This window comes from Lactobacillus melliventris (genome assembly GCF_042679465.1).
Classification (GTDB): Bacteria; Bacillota; Bacilli; order Lactobacillales; family Lactobacillaceae; genus Lactobacillus; species Lactobacillus melliventris.
The window spans coordinates 1-16,287 of the sequence record NZ_JBHTMT010000009.1 but is presented as its reverse complement, the minus strand read 5'-3'; the positions used below and the strand labels follow the sequence as shown (position 1 = coordinate 16,287).

Here is a 16,287-nt window from a genome sequence, read left to right as displayed (position 1 = left end):
ACTAATTTGTTTCATATTTATTAATTATAATTATAAAATACTTTATTGTGGTAACGAGCTGACATTTATATAAATTGCTATGTTCAGCAGGATAAATTTTATAATTATCAAAATTGTAGTACTTAAAGTTAAGGTTAAGTCAAATAGTAACCTAATTTTTTAGTTAAAAATGATATGGCACCGTTTAAACTATAATTACAGGTGCGTTTATAATTGATTTAATCCTGATTTATGATTTGAAAAGCAATTTGCTAATAGGTAAAAAATAGTTAAAAAATTAAAGGGCGCTTCAAGGCTGCGCCAGCAAGAAGAATTATTAAGAGTAATTTACAATCTCTTAATGATCTGCATTGAACAACAGGCTTATAAGGAAGCGCGGCATTTTGTTAAAGCTGCTAAAGCATTAAAATGAGGCCTAAACTTTTTTTTATCAAACTGTATTAGTATTATTGGAAAATATAATCAAATATCATTTTGTGCATAAATCAGAGTGCATATCTAAGTGCAAGTGGGCCATCAAGAATTTTACTTTATTAGGGATGCTGGAATATGGTGGACAGGCAGAACTATTTATTAATCAAAATCTAAATACCTGCTTATTAAAGATAAGTTAGTGGTATGATTAAATTGTTTAGAAAACGTTTTAATAAGGGAGATGTTGATGATGAAAATAGGTTTTATTGGCACTGGCGTAATGGGTAACGCAATTTGCCTTAACTTATTAAAAGCTGGTCACAAACTGTGGGTCTATAACAGGACAAAGAGTAAGACCGATAATCTGGTTGCAAAAGGTGCTACTTGGTGCGAAAATCCTAAAGCTGTAGTTGAACAAACTGATACCATTTTCACGATTGTTGGTTTTCCAACTGATGTTGAGCAAGTTTATTTCGGCGATAACGGTATTTTACAAGCTGAAGTTAAGGGTAAAAATCTGGTAGACATGACCACTTCCAAGCCGGCTTTAGCGCAAAAAATATTTGCTGCGGGTGAAAAGCAGGGTGCAAAAGTCCTTGATGCTCCCGTTTCAGGCGGTGACCTCGGAGCAAAAAACGGTACACTGACCATCATGGTTGGCGGTGATGAGTCCGCATACCAAAACTTGGAACCTATTTTTAAGGATTTCGGTAAGCAAGTTCACTATTTTGGACCAGCTGGTGCGGGACAGAATACTAAAATGGCTAACCAGATCATGATTGCAGGCACTATGACTGGCATGACAGAAATGCTGGTTTATGCCAAAAAGGCCGGCCTTGATCTTGAAGCCGTCCTTAAAACTGTTGGTGCTGGTAGTGCTGCTAACTGGAGTTTAAGTAACTACGGTCCGCGCGTCTTAAAGGGTGATTATACTCCAGGCTTTTTCAGTAAGCATTTTTTGAAAGACTTGCGCATTGCTTTAGAGACAGCAAAAGAAATGAAAATTGACTTGCCGGCTACTGCAGAAGCTAAGAAGTTATATGAGATACTTGTTGATGAAAAGCACTTAGGTGATTTGGGCACACAAGGTTTAATTAAACTCTGGTGGCAGTAAAATACTAATTTAAGATAAAGAAAAAGTGGAGTAATTCTTGGTTGGAACTACTTCACTTTTTTAAATGCTAATAAACTTATTTGATTTTACTTTTGACTTCAGGAACGCCATCCAGTACGTTGGCATAGCGCGCTAGAATGAAAAGGTAATCTGATAAGCGGTTGATATACTTTAAACAAGCAGGAGCTAACTTTTGCTCTTCGGCGTTTAATTTAACCATGGAACGTTCAGCGCGTCTGGCAACTGTCCGAGCATAATGTAAATGAGTTGCCGTAACCGAACCGCCAGGCAAAATGAAATGGGTTGTTTGGGGTATTTTCTTATTAAGTTCGTCGATTTCCTTTTCTAGCTTGGTTACTGTTTCAGGTGTAATCTCTTCGTGCCTTTTGACAACAATATCGCTTTCTAGTTCATATAAGTCCCGCTGTAAGTTTTGGATAGGATCATGCAATTCTTGGCATTTAGCAGACAAATTGGCAATTACGACACCGAGGTATGAATCAAGTTCATCAATATCACCGACAGCAACAATTTGCAGGTCATATTTAGGAACCATTTTACCGGTAACCTGTTTGGTAAAGCCTTGATCGCCTACCTTAGTATAAATTTTAATCGTCATAAAAGCCTCCGTTTGTAATGATCAAGCGCAATATTCAGTGGCTTGTAGAGAATCGGGTAGAATACCAAATTACCAATGGCGTGGTAGGTATCAAAGACTAAACTACCAGCCCAGTAGGCCAAGAATGCGTTAAAGCCGCCGAAAATAGACATACCAAAGTCGACAAAACAGCCATATTCCCAACCGAGAAAAACGGCGAGAATCAGTTGCAAAGTAAAATGCTTTTTCAATGGCGTGAATTTATCCAGCAAAGCAACGGTTAAGACGCAGCCGCCAAAGGCTAAAACTTGCGCCACAGTCCAAATGCCAAAGCCTAAGTAAATGTTGGAGACCACCATGGTTAAAAGAGCTAAGGCAAAGCCAAAGCCGAAGCCGATATTCAACGTTACAATCATTAAAATATCGGTTACCGGCTGGACATTAGGCACAGGAATTATTTTAAAAATTCTCAGCGCTACGCACATGGCTGTTAAAATCGCTAGTAATGCTAATTTCTTAGTTGAATTACGTGCCATAACAAATTAGAAATTAACTTTTGCTAAAGTAAACTTAACCTTATCTTTATTTGCCAATTTTTGGATTGCGGCACCTTTTTGAGCGAACTTACCATTTATTTTGTAAGTCCAATAGATTTTTTTACTTGGATTTTGGCTCTTACCAGCTATTGAAGTAATAAGTCCATGGTCACTCTTTATTTTCCAGCATTTTTTTAAACCACGCATTACAGTTGAATGCTTTGGCAATTTAATAGTCTTCTTCTTGTAGGTCTTATTATGTACTTTTAGAGTGTAAGTAACTTTGATCTTACTGCTGGCATCAACCTGTTGGACATTTTGAGTTGTTTCATAGCCTGCAAAGGTAAAGGTAAAAATGGTGGCTATTCCGGTCAAAACTGATAATTTGCTTCTTTTCATATATAAACTCCCAATCTATTAATATTTTTGTGCAAGCACTAAAATAGTTCGTACTTAGTCACTTGCACGGCCAATAGTTTTACTTCATTTTGGCTAAAGTAAACTTAACTTTGTCTTTATTTGCGACTTTTTGCTGGTTAGCACCCTTGGTAGCGTATTTGCCATTGATAGTGTAAGTCCAGTAAATTTTCTTTTTAGCATTTTGCTTTTTACCGTCAATTGCCGTGATAAAGCCTTTATTACTGTCAACTTTCCACGCCTTTTTCAAACCGGTCATTACAGTAGATTTTTGCGGCACTTTAACTGTCTTTTTTTCAGTATCATTTTTAGCAGCTAAAACATAGCTAACGGCAATATTATTATTTGTCTTAGGTTTTGGCTTTGTCTGGTTGTTCTGACAACCAGATAGGCTAAAGGCAAAAATAGCGGCAACGCTGGCAATTACTGGTAATTTACTTTTTTTCATGACTAAAATTTCGCCTACTTAATTTATTTAACAGGACATGCACCAGATTCACAGTCGGTTTGATCGACTAACTCCAAATCTTTTTGATCATCGTTTTGCTCGGCAAATACTTGAGCAACATCACCGGTGATCTCAGCTTTTCTTTCTTCATATTTTTCTTTGTCAATAGGTTCTTTTGGCGCTTGTTTCAGTGAGCCACCATAATATGGCAATAAAGAAGTTGACTTAATCACATGCCGGTATTGTTTAAACAGTGGTGTAATCTTGTCCCCTTCATCGCTTTGGAAGGTAACCGTACAACTGACTGCGTTATCTGACCAGTAAGTTTGCAGGAATGCTTGTGTTGCAAACTGTTCTTCAATTGAAACCGTGCCAGCTGAGGCAAAGTTCTTGCTGTCGGCGTGAGCTGCACGCAATGGAAATTCAACACAAGTTGTGTTTGGTGAGTAGATATCTGGTTCTGAGTAGTAACCACAGGCATCGAGCGCTTTAAGCAGTGGATCTGAAGCTTGGAAGCGAATCCGTTGAATGAGATAGCCAGCATAGTGGAAGTGCATCCCTTCAGAAGCTCCAGCTAATTTGGCGACAGTACCTGAAGGCTTAACAGTAGTATGTTTAATCGACTCGTTGCAATTTAAGGTCTTGCTGTATTCTTTATCAGCATCAACGACAGCTTGGTAAGCGGAAGTGACCATTTTAATTCCTTGAGGATCGTAAATTGGCTTCTTGATTTTTTCACCGGTTTCTTCATCAACGCTGTCTTCAAAGCCGGTAACAACGCGGTGACCTAAATCATTTAAGAGCCAGTCCTGAATGCCTGACATTGAAACACCAATTCTCCTGTTCTTGGAAATGATGTTGCGGGATATTTCCCAGTCGTAGTCACTAAAGGTTACTCGTTTAGCAAAGCGAGTTGCCAATCTGAAAACATCTTTTAAATCCCAGTTTTCTTGTTCGGCAATATACGGGAATACTTCAAACAGGTTGCATGGTTCACCATTACCCAAGGAAATTTCTCCACAAGGGTTAGTACCTTCAACATCACCGTCAATATCTTTTTGATAACCGTCAATGATCCGGCCATAATTACGAGATAGATCCAGGTTAACTATTCCCGGTTCACCATTTTCTCTAATACCGTTTGCGATTGGTTCATATTCATCAAAGTTAGAATCAATGGCTACACTGTTGTTTGAGGCCCAACGGTGGTGGTAAAGTTTGTCTTTATCTTGTTTCATAGTGATAAAGTTTTGGTCGGTGCTTGTACCTAAAGCTAGTTCCGCTGACCTTCTTACATTACCAGCAACGACTGTTTTACCAATCAGGTTGCAGATATCTGTACAATCAACAGAAGTTAAGTTGCCGTCAGCCCGGTTGTTAATAATGTTGTTAATATCGAAAAACATTTCCACTAAGGGCATAGGACCAGAAGCGGTACCGCCAAAGCCGTGAATTTTAGCTCCGTAAGGACGAATTCTGCTGATGTCAAGTACCAGCTTGGTCTTATTCTCGGGATTAGTTTGATTGAAGTGCATGTCGATTAAACGGGCATTAGCTAAAACCCAACCTTCACGAGTATCAGGCAAATTGTAATAAACGTAATCTGATTTGTCCTTGCTTTGCTTGGCCCACTCATCTTTATCCGTTGCACCAAGTTTAACTGAATCAGCGTATGAAGCACTCTTTTTATCAATTACAACCGTTAAATCAATTTTATTATCAACTGTAGGAATCTTTTTAATATTGTCTTGGACAACAGAAAAGCCAACGCCGCCACCTTTCATTGATTCGTCAAAAAGAAATGAAAAAGGCATTGAAACTGCTTCTTGCGTTTGACCTAAATAGTCGGGAACTATATGGCTATCACCGTATTTTTGCGGCCGAATAGCAATAAACCAGCAATTATTTAACGAGTCACCATTGCGCTTTTGGTAGTCGGTGCCGGAAACCCACAAATTACGTCCAGAAGGTGTTGCTCCTAAACCGTAAACTAGTTTAAATAAATCCTTGGCTTCGTTTGTTAGTTCAGCGACTACTTCTTTTGAAGGAGTGCCTTTGAGTCGAGGATCAAGGTTAATGTTGCCCTCAATTACGCGTTTAACCGTTTCGTCCCAATTTTCGGAACGATTTTTTTCAGGAAGCCACCTGGCATAGGTCCGTTTATAAGTAACCCAGCCTAGTTCTCCCCAATGGGGGGTGACATTTTGTTTCACTTGATCAATGTAACCCTGATCCAACGTTATGCTCGTATTTTTCATATTCAAAGTCACTCCTTAAAATTGATTATTGTTCCACAGACACATTATCTATGGTGTTCAATAGAACTATACCACAATATCTTGTACTTGTGAGAGAAAGATTTGCTTTGGGACACAAGAAAAAGTCATAACGTGATGTGCGAGTAAGTTATCGAGGTTAATAAAAAATCATATAGCATTCGCAGATATAAAAAAGCATAATAAGTTATAAATGACACTTATTATGCTTGAATATATGTTTAATTTTGGGGATAAACTAGCGTCTAACTAGGGTAAATATGAGAAAAATGACTCCCAGAAAAACAGCTACCGGAATCAGTAATTGAACAAAGAAAAAGAAGGTCAGAGCACAGGTCAGAAGGAAAAATAGAATTTTAAAAAAGCCAAGACCCATTTTGATAAAAAGCCAAATGAGAAACAAAACCAATAATAGTGTAAACATGCCCAATCACCCCTTTTGCTAAAATTAAAGGATATTATAGCTGATTTTGTGAAATTACAGTAGCAATGTAACCCAAAATTTAAAAATAGTTAATTTTGTTCTTTATCTGTGAAATATTGTTATAATGAATCTCCACACTAATTTTTAGTGAATACGTGTTATATTCTGAGGAATAGTTGGAGAGGAAGAACATGCTTGCGTTATAAACAAATAATTTTTGATGTTGATGATACTTTAATTGACTTTGCTGCTACAGAAAGTTTTGCTCTGCAGAGTCTTTTTAAAGCGCACCAATGGCCGTTAACTGATGAGCTGCAGCGGGACTATCATGCATATAATCAAGGTCTGTGGCGTGAGCTTGAGCAGGGCAAGATCGACTATGAGCAGCTGAGTAAAATAGCTTTTGCCAATTTTATTCAGGCTAAATTCGGGATTGAAATTGACGGCTTAGCAGTAATGAACGAATACCGCTCTTATTTTAGTGAAGCTCACAAACTGCTTCCGGGTGTAGTTGATACTTTACGCTATGCCAAAAAACAAAATTATGCATTGACTATTTTAAGCAATGGCGAAGCATATATGCAAAGACATCGGCTACAATTAGCCGGAATCGCTAATTATTTTTCGTTGATTGTGACATCAGAAGAAGCAGGATTTGCTAAACCTGATACCCGTATCTTTGATTACTTTTTTGCTCATACTAAAATCGGCCCGGAACAAACAGTTTTCTTTGGTGACGGTTTGCAGTCAGACATACTAGGTGCAGAAAAATATGGCTTTGACAGTATTTGGTATAACCACCGGAAACGGAAAAATACGATGAACTTGCATCCGTTATACGAAGTAACTACCTATCCTGAATTTGTAGCTTTACTTAAAAGCGACTTCCAAAAACAACCGCAATAACTGCTATCTTTTACTGTAGAAGTATAGTTCAATCCGGTATAATGATGGGAGAGGTGAAAAATTATGACTAGCAAAATTCATTCTTTAAATGATACTTATGAACTAAATAATGGCGTCAAAATACCGGTTATCGGACTGGGAACCTGGCAAACTCCTGACGGTGAAGTTGCTCAAAAAACCGTTGAGAATGCACTAGATCTGGGCTACCGGCTAATTGATACTGCTGCCGCATATGGTAACGAAGAAAGTATTGGTCGGGGGATCAAAGTAAGTGGAGTGAACAGACATGATTTGTTTGTGACCACTAAGTTGTGGAACGACCACCACGGCTATCAAAAAACTAAAGCTGCCATTGACGAAAGCTTGACTAAGTTAGACTTGGATTATCTTGATTTGTATCTAATCCATTGGCCTAATCCGGCTCCTGTACGTGATCACTGGGCTGAATTAAATGCGGAGAGCTGGCAGGCAATGGAAGAGGCAGTGCAGGCAGGAAAAATTCGTGCAATTGGGGTCTCTAATTTTAGACGCAAGCATTTGGCTGAACTACTGAAAACTGCCAAAATTCGTCCGGCTGTAAATCAAATTTACTTGAATCCTAGTGATATGGAGGAAGACGTAACAGCTTATAACAAAGAGCTGGGTATTCTCAGTGAAGCTTACTCACCACTAGGCAGAGGAGATTTATTTGCCAACGAAACAGTAGTTTCTGTAGCCCAACACTATGATAAAAGTCCAGCACAAGTCCTGTTACGCTGGTCGTTGCAACATGGCTTTGTTCCATTACCAAAATCGGTTCACCGCGAGCGTCTTGAATCCAACTTACAAGTCTTTGACTTTACTATATCTGAAGAAGATATGGCTAAACTTGATGGTTTGCATGGAGCAGGTAAGTTAGCAAACGATCCAGATCAGACGGATTTTTAAAAGGTGAATAAGTGATGAAAATTGGCTTTATTGGGGCTGGTAAGATTGGCGCCGCAATTATTAAGGGCTTGTTAAATGCTAAAAATCCCAGTGAAGATATCTATGTTTTTGACGGCGGACAGCACCATACAGCGCAAAAACTTGCAGCTAAGCTGCACTTAACCTTGATTAATAATTATGATGATTTTAAGGATTGTCAAGCAGTGGTAGTTGCAGTGGGCGGTTCAATTACTGCAACCATCATCAAAAATTTAGGCCAAAAATATCATGGCATAATTTTGTCAACTGGTGGCGGTGACCTGACGCAGATTAATGAAAATCTTCCGCAAGGCACTACCTTTGCCAAAGTTGTACCCAATACACCGGTTCAAGTTGGTGCTGGAATTACTGTTATTAGTTTTCTGCCAGATGAAAAGCCGGAAATAATCGCTGCTGTGAAAAAGATTTTTACTCAAATGGGAGCAGTATATGTCGTACCCGAAAATTTACTGGGTATCTATGGTACGATAGCCGGTTGCACACCTGCTTACGTTGACTTGATGGTTGCGGCTCTTAGTGATGCCGCTGTACAAAATGGCGTTAAGCGGGCAGAATCATACGAAATAGTTAACCAAATGCTTTTGGGTACCAGTAAATTAGCATTAGCTAGCAAGAAGCTGCCTGAAGAATTAAAAGATGAAGTCACTACGCCAGGCGGTTCAACCATCAGAGGCGTCACCAAACTGGAAGAAATGGGCTTTAGAAACGCATTAATTCAAGCTGTTAATGCTTCTGTCAATTAAATTTAGCCTAAAAAAGACATCAGATAATTTTATCTGGTGTCTTTTTGTATTATTTGAAATGTTAAAAGTGTATTTAAGAAGGGAAATAAGTGTAGAAATTAAAACTCTTTATTTAAATCAACTGGAGTATCAGCTTTTTCACCCTTAATTAACTTCAAGTTGTTGTCAAAGGCCTTAACGACCATGTTGCGTACAGCGTGAGTAGTGTAGAAGGCTGTGTGTGGTGTAACCAAAACATTTGGCCGTGCAATTAAGTCAGCCAGACGCTTGTCAGGAAATTCTTTGCCACTAAAGTCACTGTTGAAAATACCAACTTCGTTTTCGTAAGTATCCATTACGAAGCCAAAAATCTTGCCTGAATCAAGACCGCGCACAACTGCATCTGTATCAACTAATGGTCCACGAGAAACGTTGACGATCACAACGCCGTCCTTCATCTTCTTGATTGAATCATCGTTAATCATGTGAACATTTTCTGGAGTATCAGGAACGTGAAGTGAAATAACGTCAGCCTTAGCGTAAAGCTCATCTAAGTCGTCAACGTAGTAGCCCTTCTTTTCCAATTCTGGGTTCTTGAAAATATCGTAGGCAATAACTTTAGCGCCAAAGCCTTCCATAATTCTCATGAATACTTGACCAATATGACCAGTACCAACAACACCAACTGTTTGGTCACGTACTTCGCGACCAATTGTAGGTGCCCAGCGAAGATCATGCTTAGCGATTTTTTCGTCCATTGCCTTATCTTGACGTAGAACTCTGGCAGCCTGAATGGCAGCATGTTCAGCAATGGCATCTGGTGAATAAACAGGAACATTAGTTATCTTGAAGCCTAATTCTTTAGCTTTCTTTAGGTCGATATTGTCAATACCAACGTTACGGATTGACCAGTTATGAATACCTAATTTATCCAAAGCTTCAATTGTATCAGCTTTATAATCGAGTTGCTGGTAAGTTACGACACCATCAGCACCTTTAGCTAATTCAGCTGTTTCAGGGGTAAGAAGTTGATCAGTGTAATCAACCTCAACATCCTTGTGAGCTTCCTTCCATTCATGTACATATGGTTCCTCATCTTTACGAATGGCATAAGCATAAATTTTAGTCATAAAATCTAACCTCCAAAGATTATTATTGTTATCTCTTGTGCTATTATACACTTGCCTAAAATGATTTAAAAATATAAAATTGTGAAAAATAAATTTTTGCAAAAACCGCGCCGCAGTAGTAATCGCTTACAATATTGTGTATCAAGGGATTAAGCAATATTAAAAAAATTACGAATTTTTTTGCTGAGGTCGTGAAAAAAATAACAGCATTTTTGAGCAAATCAGATTAAATTTTATGTCAAAATAATACTGGTAAAATTACTGAAATTTTGAGTCCCCGTGAAAAAACTATATAATGAAAGAAATGAATAATAAGGAGAAGAATATGATCTTAATTTCGTGGAATATCGACTCACTAAATGCTGCTTTGACCGGAACTTCCTCACGTGCAGTGGAGACACGTAAGGTTTTAGAAAAAATACATGCCCAAAATGCAGATATTGTTGCCATTCAAGAAACAAAATTACGCTCCACGGGTCCTACTAAAAAACATGTGGAAATATTAACTAAAGAGTTCCCTGAATATGATATAGTCTGGCGTTCATCAGAAGAACCAGCTCGTAAAGGTTATGCCGGAACTATGTTTTTATATAAAAAAGAACTTAAGCCTAAAGTAACTTATCCTATTATTGGAGCACCAGAGCCAATGGATCACGAAGGCAGAATCATTACTTTAGAGTTTCCTGAGTATTTTGTCACACAAGTATATACCCCCAATTCTGGTAATGGCCTTAAGCGCCTAGATGACCGGCAAGTGTGGGATGAAAAATACATCGCATATTTGCAACAACTAGATCAAGAAAAACCGGTCTTGGCTAGTGGTGATTATAATTGTGCGCACCATGAAATCGACCTGAAGCACCCTGATACTAACCATCATTCTGCTGGTTTTACTGATGAAGAACGGGCAGATTTTACCAAAATGCTTAAAGCCGGTTTTACGGATACTTTTAGAAAACTTCACGGCAACGTTGAAGGGGTCTATTCTTGGTGGGCTCAAAGGGTAAGAACTGCCAAAGCAAACAACTCAGGCTGGAGAATTGATTACTGGCTGACAAGCAATAGAGTTGCTGACAAGGTCGAGCGTTCTGAAATGATGGACACTGGAGCGCGCGCTGATCATTGCCCAATTTTATTAGAAATAGACTTATAAATAGCTAACAAAAGAGAGCCAAAGGGTTGATGTGATCCCTAAAATTAGGACAAATTAAGGGTCACATCAGGTTGGGTTTCTTTTTCTTTTGTGTAAAATAATTTTGAGGTGATGAGTATGAATGAGCCCTTGCAAGACGCCATTCTTAATGGTCTGTATGATCCCAGTTATCCGGGACATGAAGTATTAGGACCAAAGCTCCTGCAAAATAATAAACAGGAAAACATTTGGCTGACTTTGCGGCAAGAGCTGCTCAGTTGCAACACTTTTACCTGGGCAGTGGCTTTTGTGACGCAGGATATGCTCGTTCCCTTTAAAGTAGTCATGGCTGATTTGGCTAAAAGAAACGTTACGGGTACGTTAATTACAGGCGACTATCTAGGATTTAACAACCCCAAAGTCTTTCGGGAATTAATGAAGATTAGCAACTTAACGGTAAAGATTACGCCGCAAGCAGGTTTTCACGCTAAGGGTTATCTCTTTGACCATGATGACTGGCAAACTTTGGTTATTGGCAGTGCTAATTTTACCCGTGCGGCACTTTTAAGTAATTATGAATGGGCTTTGAAAATTAGTTCAAAGAATAATGCGACACTGACAACACAAATTGCTAAACAGTTGCATGAATTAAAAAAGACGAGCATGCCATTATCCGCAAGCTGGATAAGAGAATATGAACAAAATTGGGTAAAGCCACAGGTGCAGTCTCAGATTCATATTAATGAAATAGCTAAAATTGTGCCAAATAAGATGCAGCAGGAAGCACTGCATGAACTAAAAGGACTAGTTGCAGATGGTCAAAAACGCGGCCTGGTAGTTTCAGCAACTGGAACTGGGAAAACGTATTTAGGAGCTTTTGCGGTTAAAGATTTTAAACCGCATAAGTTTCTTTATGTAGTTCATCGTGAACAAATTGCCAAAAAAGCTTTAAAAAGTTTTTACCAGGTAATTGGCGGGAAGTTAGCCGATTATGGCTTGTTAACCGGACATAAGCACCAGCTTGAGCGCAAATATGTTTTTGCGACCGTGCAGACTTTAAGTCAGCCGGATATCCTTGCCAGCCTAAGTGCAACAGCCTTTGACTATATTCTGATTGATGAGGCTCATAGAGCAGCCGCACCAAGTTACCAGAGAATTTTTGCCAAGTTTAAGCCGCAGTTTTGGCTGGGGATGACTGCCACGCCAGAAAGAATGGACGATCAGGATGTCTATAGATTGTTTGATTATAATCTAGCTTATGAAATCCGCTTGCGGGAAGCGTTAGAAGAAAAAATGCTGGCTCCTTTTCATTATGTGGGAGTTGCGGACTATGAAGCTGCTGGTGCAAGCATTGATGAGACCGCCAACTTGCGCAGATTACTGGCGCCAGAGCGGGTTGACTATGTCTTAAAACAGCTGGACTATTACGGCTACTGTGGCTCTCAAGCTAAAGGACTGGTCTTTTGCAGCCGCCAAGAAGAAGCACGCGAATTAGCACAGGCTTTTTCAGAGCGCAAGCATCCGGCAGTAGCCTTAACCAATGAAGACAGTGAAAAAAGAAGACTGCAAGTGGTCAGGCAGCTGGAACAAGGTAAAATTGATTACATCATTACCGTTGATCTCTTTAATGAAGGAGTTGATATTCCAGCTTTAAATCAGATTATTATGTTGCGGAATACGCAGTCCAGTATTGTTTTTATCCAGCAGCTAGGTCGGGGCTTACGTAAATATCCGGGCAAAGATTATGTCACGGTCATTGACTTTATTGGTAACTATAAAAATAACTATTTAATTCCGATTGCTTTGAATCAGGATGACAGTCGTTCACAAGATAGGGCACGTGAAGAAAGTGTGCTCCCGAGCTTTATTGATGTTTCAACGATTAACTTTAGCCAAATTGCTTCTGCCAAAATTTTGGCTTCGCTAGATAAGATTAAATTAGACAGCATTAAAGAATTGCGGCAGTCTTACCAAGAATTAGCTGAAAAAATAGGTCGTCCACCCTTGCTATTTGATTTTTATCATTACGGTTCAACTTCACCAATGGTCTTCGCGAATAATCATAGTCTTGGGCATTATGGCGAGTTTCTGGTCAAGATGGGTGAGCCTGTAAAATTGAATGGTTATGAGAGTGCGGTTTTATCTTTTGTTACTAAAGAATTATTGAATGGCAAAAGGCCACATGAACTGCTGCTTTTAAAGCTACTTTTAGAAAAAGAGCAGGTTAGTCAGGAAGAATTTGAAAAAAAATTGTATGATTATGGTGCTTATGTTAATGAAAAAGTGTTAACTTCAGTTGAAGACATTCTTTCATTAAGCTTTTTTGACATTAAGCAGGGCAAGACAACCAAAAAAGAACAATATGGTGGCCAGCCGCTTGTGGTTAAAGCTGATTTACTGGATTATGCATTAGCACCGCAATTGACGCAGTCTCTTCAGCAAAATAATACTTTTAAAAAATTGTTTGTTGATGTGATTAAAACCGGTTTGGCAATGAATCAAAAATATGATAATCAAAAGCAATTCACTCTTTACGAGCAATACGATCGTAAAGATGCTTGTCGGTTGCTCAATTGGCCTTTAGATGTTTCTGCACCAATGTATGGCTACCGTGTGGACGAACATGAAACTCCTATTTTTATCACTTATCAAAAAGATTCAAAGAAAAAGCGCAATGCTTTATACCATAATACGCTAGAAGACGGCCGCTGTTTGCGCTGGTATACGCGATCGCCACGTCATCTAGAATCAGATGAGGTGCAGAGATTGCTTAATACGCCGCAAATGAAGCTGTTGCTTTTTGTTAAGAAGAGTGATGCTATTGGCAAGCAGTTTTACTATTTAGGACAGGTAGATATTCAAAAAGATACGGTCAAAGAAGAATTGCTAGGGCCGAAGAAAAAAGTAGCGGTAGGGATGAATTTATTATTAGAAAAGCCATTGAGTACCAAAATGTATGAGTTATTATTTGATGAATAATAAAAAGTCTAAGAATTAATTTTCTTAGACTTTTTCTGTTAGCTGTAACGCTTCAAGAGTCGCCATTCTAGAATTTTTGCTTGATAACACAGATAAAAAATATTAAATAAATATTAATAAAATTAGCTATTTTACCAATATTATGTTAAAATAGCATAAAATTTAAATAAGTAGGCCATAAAAAGGAGGTAACAAAATGGCAGAACGTAACCTTAAAGATGCAGATCAAAATAAAGCAATTCATGCTATGCGTCAAGAACATCGAATTAATCGAGTTGTTTTACCAATTGCGGCTCTATATGTAGTCTTTTTAATGTGGACAGCATTAACTAATTTTAGTTTGGCTCTTAAAATTGCTACAGTTGCATTTTTTATTACACTTGTCTATTTCGCTATCTCTGATACGATGTATCTGTATGACAAAATCAAAAAGAAACGTGAAAAATAATTTTAACTTTTAAATATTAAAAATAATCAAGATAAATGAAACTTTATGGCGCAGCTGTTAAGATCCACCGGAAGCTATACTATATCGTAGGGAAAAACCAATACGTCAAAAAGAGTAACTTTTAATAAATATTACAAGTAAAAAATAAGAGTTAGGATATTCTCCTAACTCTTATTTGTTTTAAACCGAATTCATCATATTAAATGATTTTAGAAGTTAAGCTAAATCAAATTAACGCGCTACAAAAGTATTAGGCTTGATGTGCTGCAATATTTCGTAGCCTACATCTTTTTGGTCATTTTCATTATCATCAGTTTGATTTAAAAACATTACAATACCGTTTTGATTATCTGCAGTTAGCTGCATCCAGGTACCAAAATGAACCTCTTTAAAACTCCCATAGGCGTTTTTAATATTATCGTTATTATATAAATAAAGTCCGCCCGAATAATTAACTACCTTGCTTTTTAAGTGTGTTAGATAATAAAAATCGTTTTTACTAAGAATAGAGCCATCTGTTAAAGCAACTTGCATTTTGTAATATTCTTCTGTTGTAGTAAATAGATTGCCGGCACCTGGAATCTGTGAGACTAAACTCTTTTTAAGATAAGCGGCTTGCTGATAATTTTTACCACCGTTTGAATAGTATGAAATAGGGTCTGTTTTACCCTTAGGAATGTTTTGGTAAAGATATGTATTCTGCAAGTTCAGCTTGTCAATAATTCGGCTCTGGATATTATCCGCATACGATCTACCGGTGATTTGTCTGATAATGCCTGTAAGTAAAATATAATTACTATTATTGTAATGATAATTACCTATTGTGTCGGATGGAGAAGAATTAATGTTGTTAACTACCCAGTTAATTGCTTTTTCTTCCGAATAGTTTCGGCCCCTGTCTACTTCGGTTTTAGTCGCCATAATGCCGGATGTATGAGTTAACAGATTGCCTACAGTGATATTATCCGCATTTTTGAGGTTAGGGTACCAGCGAGATATTTTGGTGTATTGGGTGAAGGAATTATTAGTGCCCTTGGTTTCGTTAATTAACTGGACTACCATAGCCGCAGTTATTACTTTTTGCAAAGAAGCTGTCGGATAGACAACTTGGCTATTGCCGTTACCGATACGCTTGCCATACCAAGCATAACCATAGCTAATTGTCTGTGGTACACCGTTTTTAACAACGGTGACAATGCCGCGAACATGATGTTTTTGCAAGGTATTTCTGACAAAATTATACATCTCAGTCTGCGTGCTGCTTGGTGCTGCTTTGACTTGTGTAGTAGAAACAGCAGCTAGGGGTGTAGCGGCCATGACTAAGGAAGTGGCTAGTGTAATGATTTTATGTTTCAAAATAGTTTTAATCTCCTTAAAAAGATAGTTGTATTATAAAACTTTTAAATTAATTAGGTTATACGAAAGGATTAAGTTTAGATAACGTTTGCTATTTTTAAGATACGAAATTTTGACAAATAAAGAATAGATGAGACAAATATTTCAAGGAAATTGTGGGACAATTCAAACTAGATTACGGCGAAGCTAGGCTAATTAATTGAGCAAAAATAATTCAAATATAATGAAGAAATATTTTTATTTCAAAAAAATGCAAAAAAGACTTGCAAAAAAGAAAAATACTTGCTAGTATTAATAACTGTCGTCGGGCAATGAGCCGCAAGGCGCGAGCACGAAGACAGCGTTAAAAAAATCAAGCAAAAGCAGTTGACAAAAGTCAATTGTTTTAGTAAGATAATAAACGCTGTCCGGTAAGACGGCA

General features: G+C 38.0%; 15 protein-coding genes. 8 read left to right on the top strand and 7 right to left on the bottom strand.

What is annotated here, in order from left to right; all coding sequences use genetic code 11:
* Positions 1–664 precede the first annotated feature (664 nt).
* Positions 665–1,528: an NAD(P)-dependent oxidoreductase gene (locus tag ACFQ32_RS09310; protein ID WP_046324077.1), complete on the top strand. Its 864-nt coding sequence runs from the start codon at positions 665–667 to the stop codon at positions 1,526–1,528.
* Positions 1,529–1,604: 76 nt separating this feature from the next.
* Here ACFQ32_RS09310 and ACFQ32_RS09305 read toward each other — a convergent pair whose 3' ends face one another.
* From ACFQ32_RS09305 to nrdJ, 5 genes are all read right to left on the bottom strand, one after another.
* Positions 1,605–2,147 (bottom strand): cob(I)yrinic acid a,c-diamide adenosyltransferase, encoded by a 543-nt coding sequence (locus ACFQ32_RS09305; protein WP_046324078.1) that lies wholly within the window; start codon positions 2,145–2,147, stop codon positions 1,605–1,607.
* Positions 2,144–2,662: an ECF transporter S component gene (locus tag ACFQ32_RS09300; RefSeq protein WP_046324079.1), complete on the bottom strand. Its 519-nt coding sequence runs from the start codon at positions 2,660–2,662 to the stop codon at positions 2,144–2,146. Before ACFQ32_RS09300 ends, ACFQ32_RS09305 begins: the two co-directional genes overlap by 4 nt.
* Before the next feature lie 6 nt (positions 2,663–2,668).
* The gene (locus tag ACFQ32_RS09295; RefSeq protein WP_046324080.1) at positions 2,669–3,061 is read right to left on the bottom strand and encodes a DUF4430 domain-containing protein; all 393 of its coding nucleotides are present in this window, start codon (positions 3,059–3,061) and stop codon (positions 2,669–2,671) included.
* A gap of 79 nt (positions 3,062–3,140) precedes the next feature.
* The gene (locus ACFQ32_RS09290) at positions 3,141–3,527 is read right to left on the bottom strand and encodes a DUF4430 domain-containing protein (protein ID WP_046324081.1); all 387 of its coding nucleotides are present in this window, start codon (positions 3,525–3,527) and stop codon (positions 3,141–3,143) included.
* A 23-nt stretch (positions 3,528–3,550) separates the two neighbouring features.
* Positions 3,551–5,785 carry a ribonucleoside-triphosphate reductase, adenosylcobalamin-dependent gene (gene nrdJ, locus ACFQ32_RS09285; RefSeq protein WP_046324082.1) on the bottom strand — a complete coding sequence of 745 codons (2,235 nt, stop codon included), beginning with the start codon at positions 5,783–5,785 and terminating at the stop codon, positions 3,551–3,553.
* Between the two features lie 637 nt (positions 5,786–6,422).
* On the opposite strand from nrdJ, the gene ACFQ32_RS09280 reads away from it, so the two are divergent.
* The 3 genes from ACFQ32_RS09280 to ACFQ32_RS09270 all read left to right on the top strand — a co-directional run bounded on the left by ACFQ32_RS09280 (position 6,423) and on the right by ACFQ32_RS09270 (position 8,842).
* A complete protein-coding gene (locus ACFQ32_RS09280) occupies positions 6,423–7,133 on the top strand; it encodes a YjjG family noncanonical pyrimidine nucleotidase (RefSeq protein ID WP_046324084.1) in 711 nt (236 codons plus the stop codon).
* Positions 7,134–7,196: 63 nt separating this feature from the next.
* On the top strand, positions 7,197–8,060 hold the full coding sequence (locus tag ACFQ32_RS09275; protein ID WP_046324085.1) for an aldo/keto reductase: 864 nt from the start codon (positions 7,197–7,199) through the stop codon (positions 8,058–8,060).
* Between the two features lie 14 nt (positions 8,061–8,074).
* A complete protein-coding gene (locus ACFQ32_RS09270; RefSeq protein WP_046324086.1) occupies positions 8,075–8,842 on the top strand; it encodes a pyrroline-5-carboxylate reductase family protein in 768 nt (255 codons plus the stop codon).
* Between the two features lie 98 nt (positions 8,843–8,940).
* Here the strand turns inward: ACFQ32_RS09270 and ACFQ32_RS09265 are convergent, their stop codons facing one another.
* Positions 8,941–9,951: a D-2-hydroxyacid dehydrogenase gene (locus ACFQ32_RS09265; protein ID WP_046324087.1), complete on the bottom strand. Its 1,011-nt coding sequence runs from the start codon at positions 9,949–9,951 to the stop codon at positions 8,941–8,943.
* 325 nt (positions 9,952–10,276) lie between these two features.
* Between ACFQ32_RS09265 and ACFQ32_RS09260 the strand changes: the two genes are divergently transcribed.
* The 4 genes from ACFQ32_RS09260 to ACFQ32_RS09245 all read left to right on the top strand — a co-directional run bounded on the left by ACFQ32_RS09260 (position 10,277) and on the right by ACFQ32_RS09245 (position 14,635).
* Positions 10,277–11,104 (top strand): exodeoxyribonuclease III, encoded by an 828-nt coding sequence (locus ACFQ32_RS09260; protein ID WP_046324088.1) that lies wholly within the window; start codon positions 10,277–10,279, stop codon positions 11,102–11,104.
* A 117-nt stretch (positions 11,105–11,221) separates the two neighbouring features.
* Positions 11,222–14,062 carry a DUF3427 domain-containing protein gene (locus tag ACFQ32_RS09255; RefSeq protein ID WP_046324089.1) on the top strand — a complete coding sequence of 947 codons (2,841 nt, stop codon included), beginning with the start codon at positions 11,222–11,224 and terminating at the stop codon, positions 14,060–14,062.
* A 196-nt stretch (positions 14,063–14,258) separates the two neighbouring features.
* Positions 14,259–14,510, top strand: a complete 252-nt coding sequence (locus tag ACFQ32_RS09250) for a hypothetical protein (RefSeq protein ID WP_046324090.1) — start codon at positions 14,259–14,261, stop codon at positions 14,508–14,510.
* Between the two features lie 35 nt (positions 14,511–14,545).
* Positions 14,546–14,635, top strand: a complete 90-nt coding sequence (locus ACFQ32_RS09245; protein ID WP_084619498.1) for an SLAP domain-containing protein — start codon at positions 14,546–14,548, stop codon at positions 14,633–14,635.
* 106 nt (positions 14,636–14,741) lie between these two features.
* On the opposite strand, the gene ACFQ32_RS09240 is transcribed toward ACFQ32_RS09245, so the two are convergent.
* Positions 14,742–15,866, bottom strand: a complete 1,125-nt coding sequence (locus tag ACFQ32_RS09240; protein ID WP_379907139.1) for a serine hydrolase domain-containing protein — start codon at positions 15,864–15,866, stop codon at positions 14,742–14,744.
* Between the last annotated feature and the right edge of the window lie 421 nt (positions 15,867–16,287).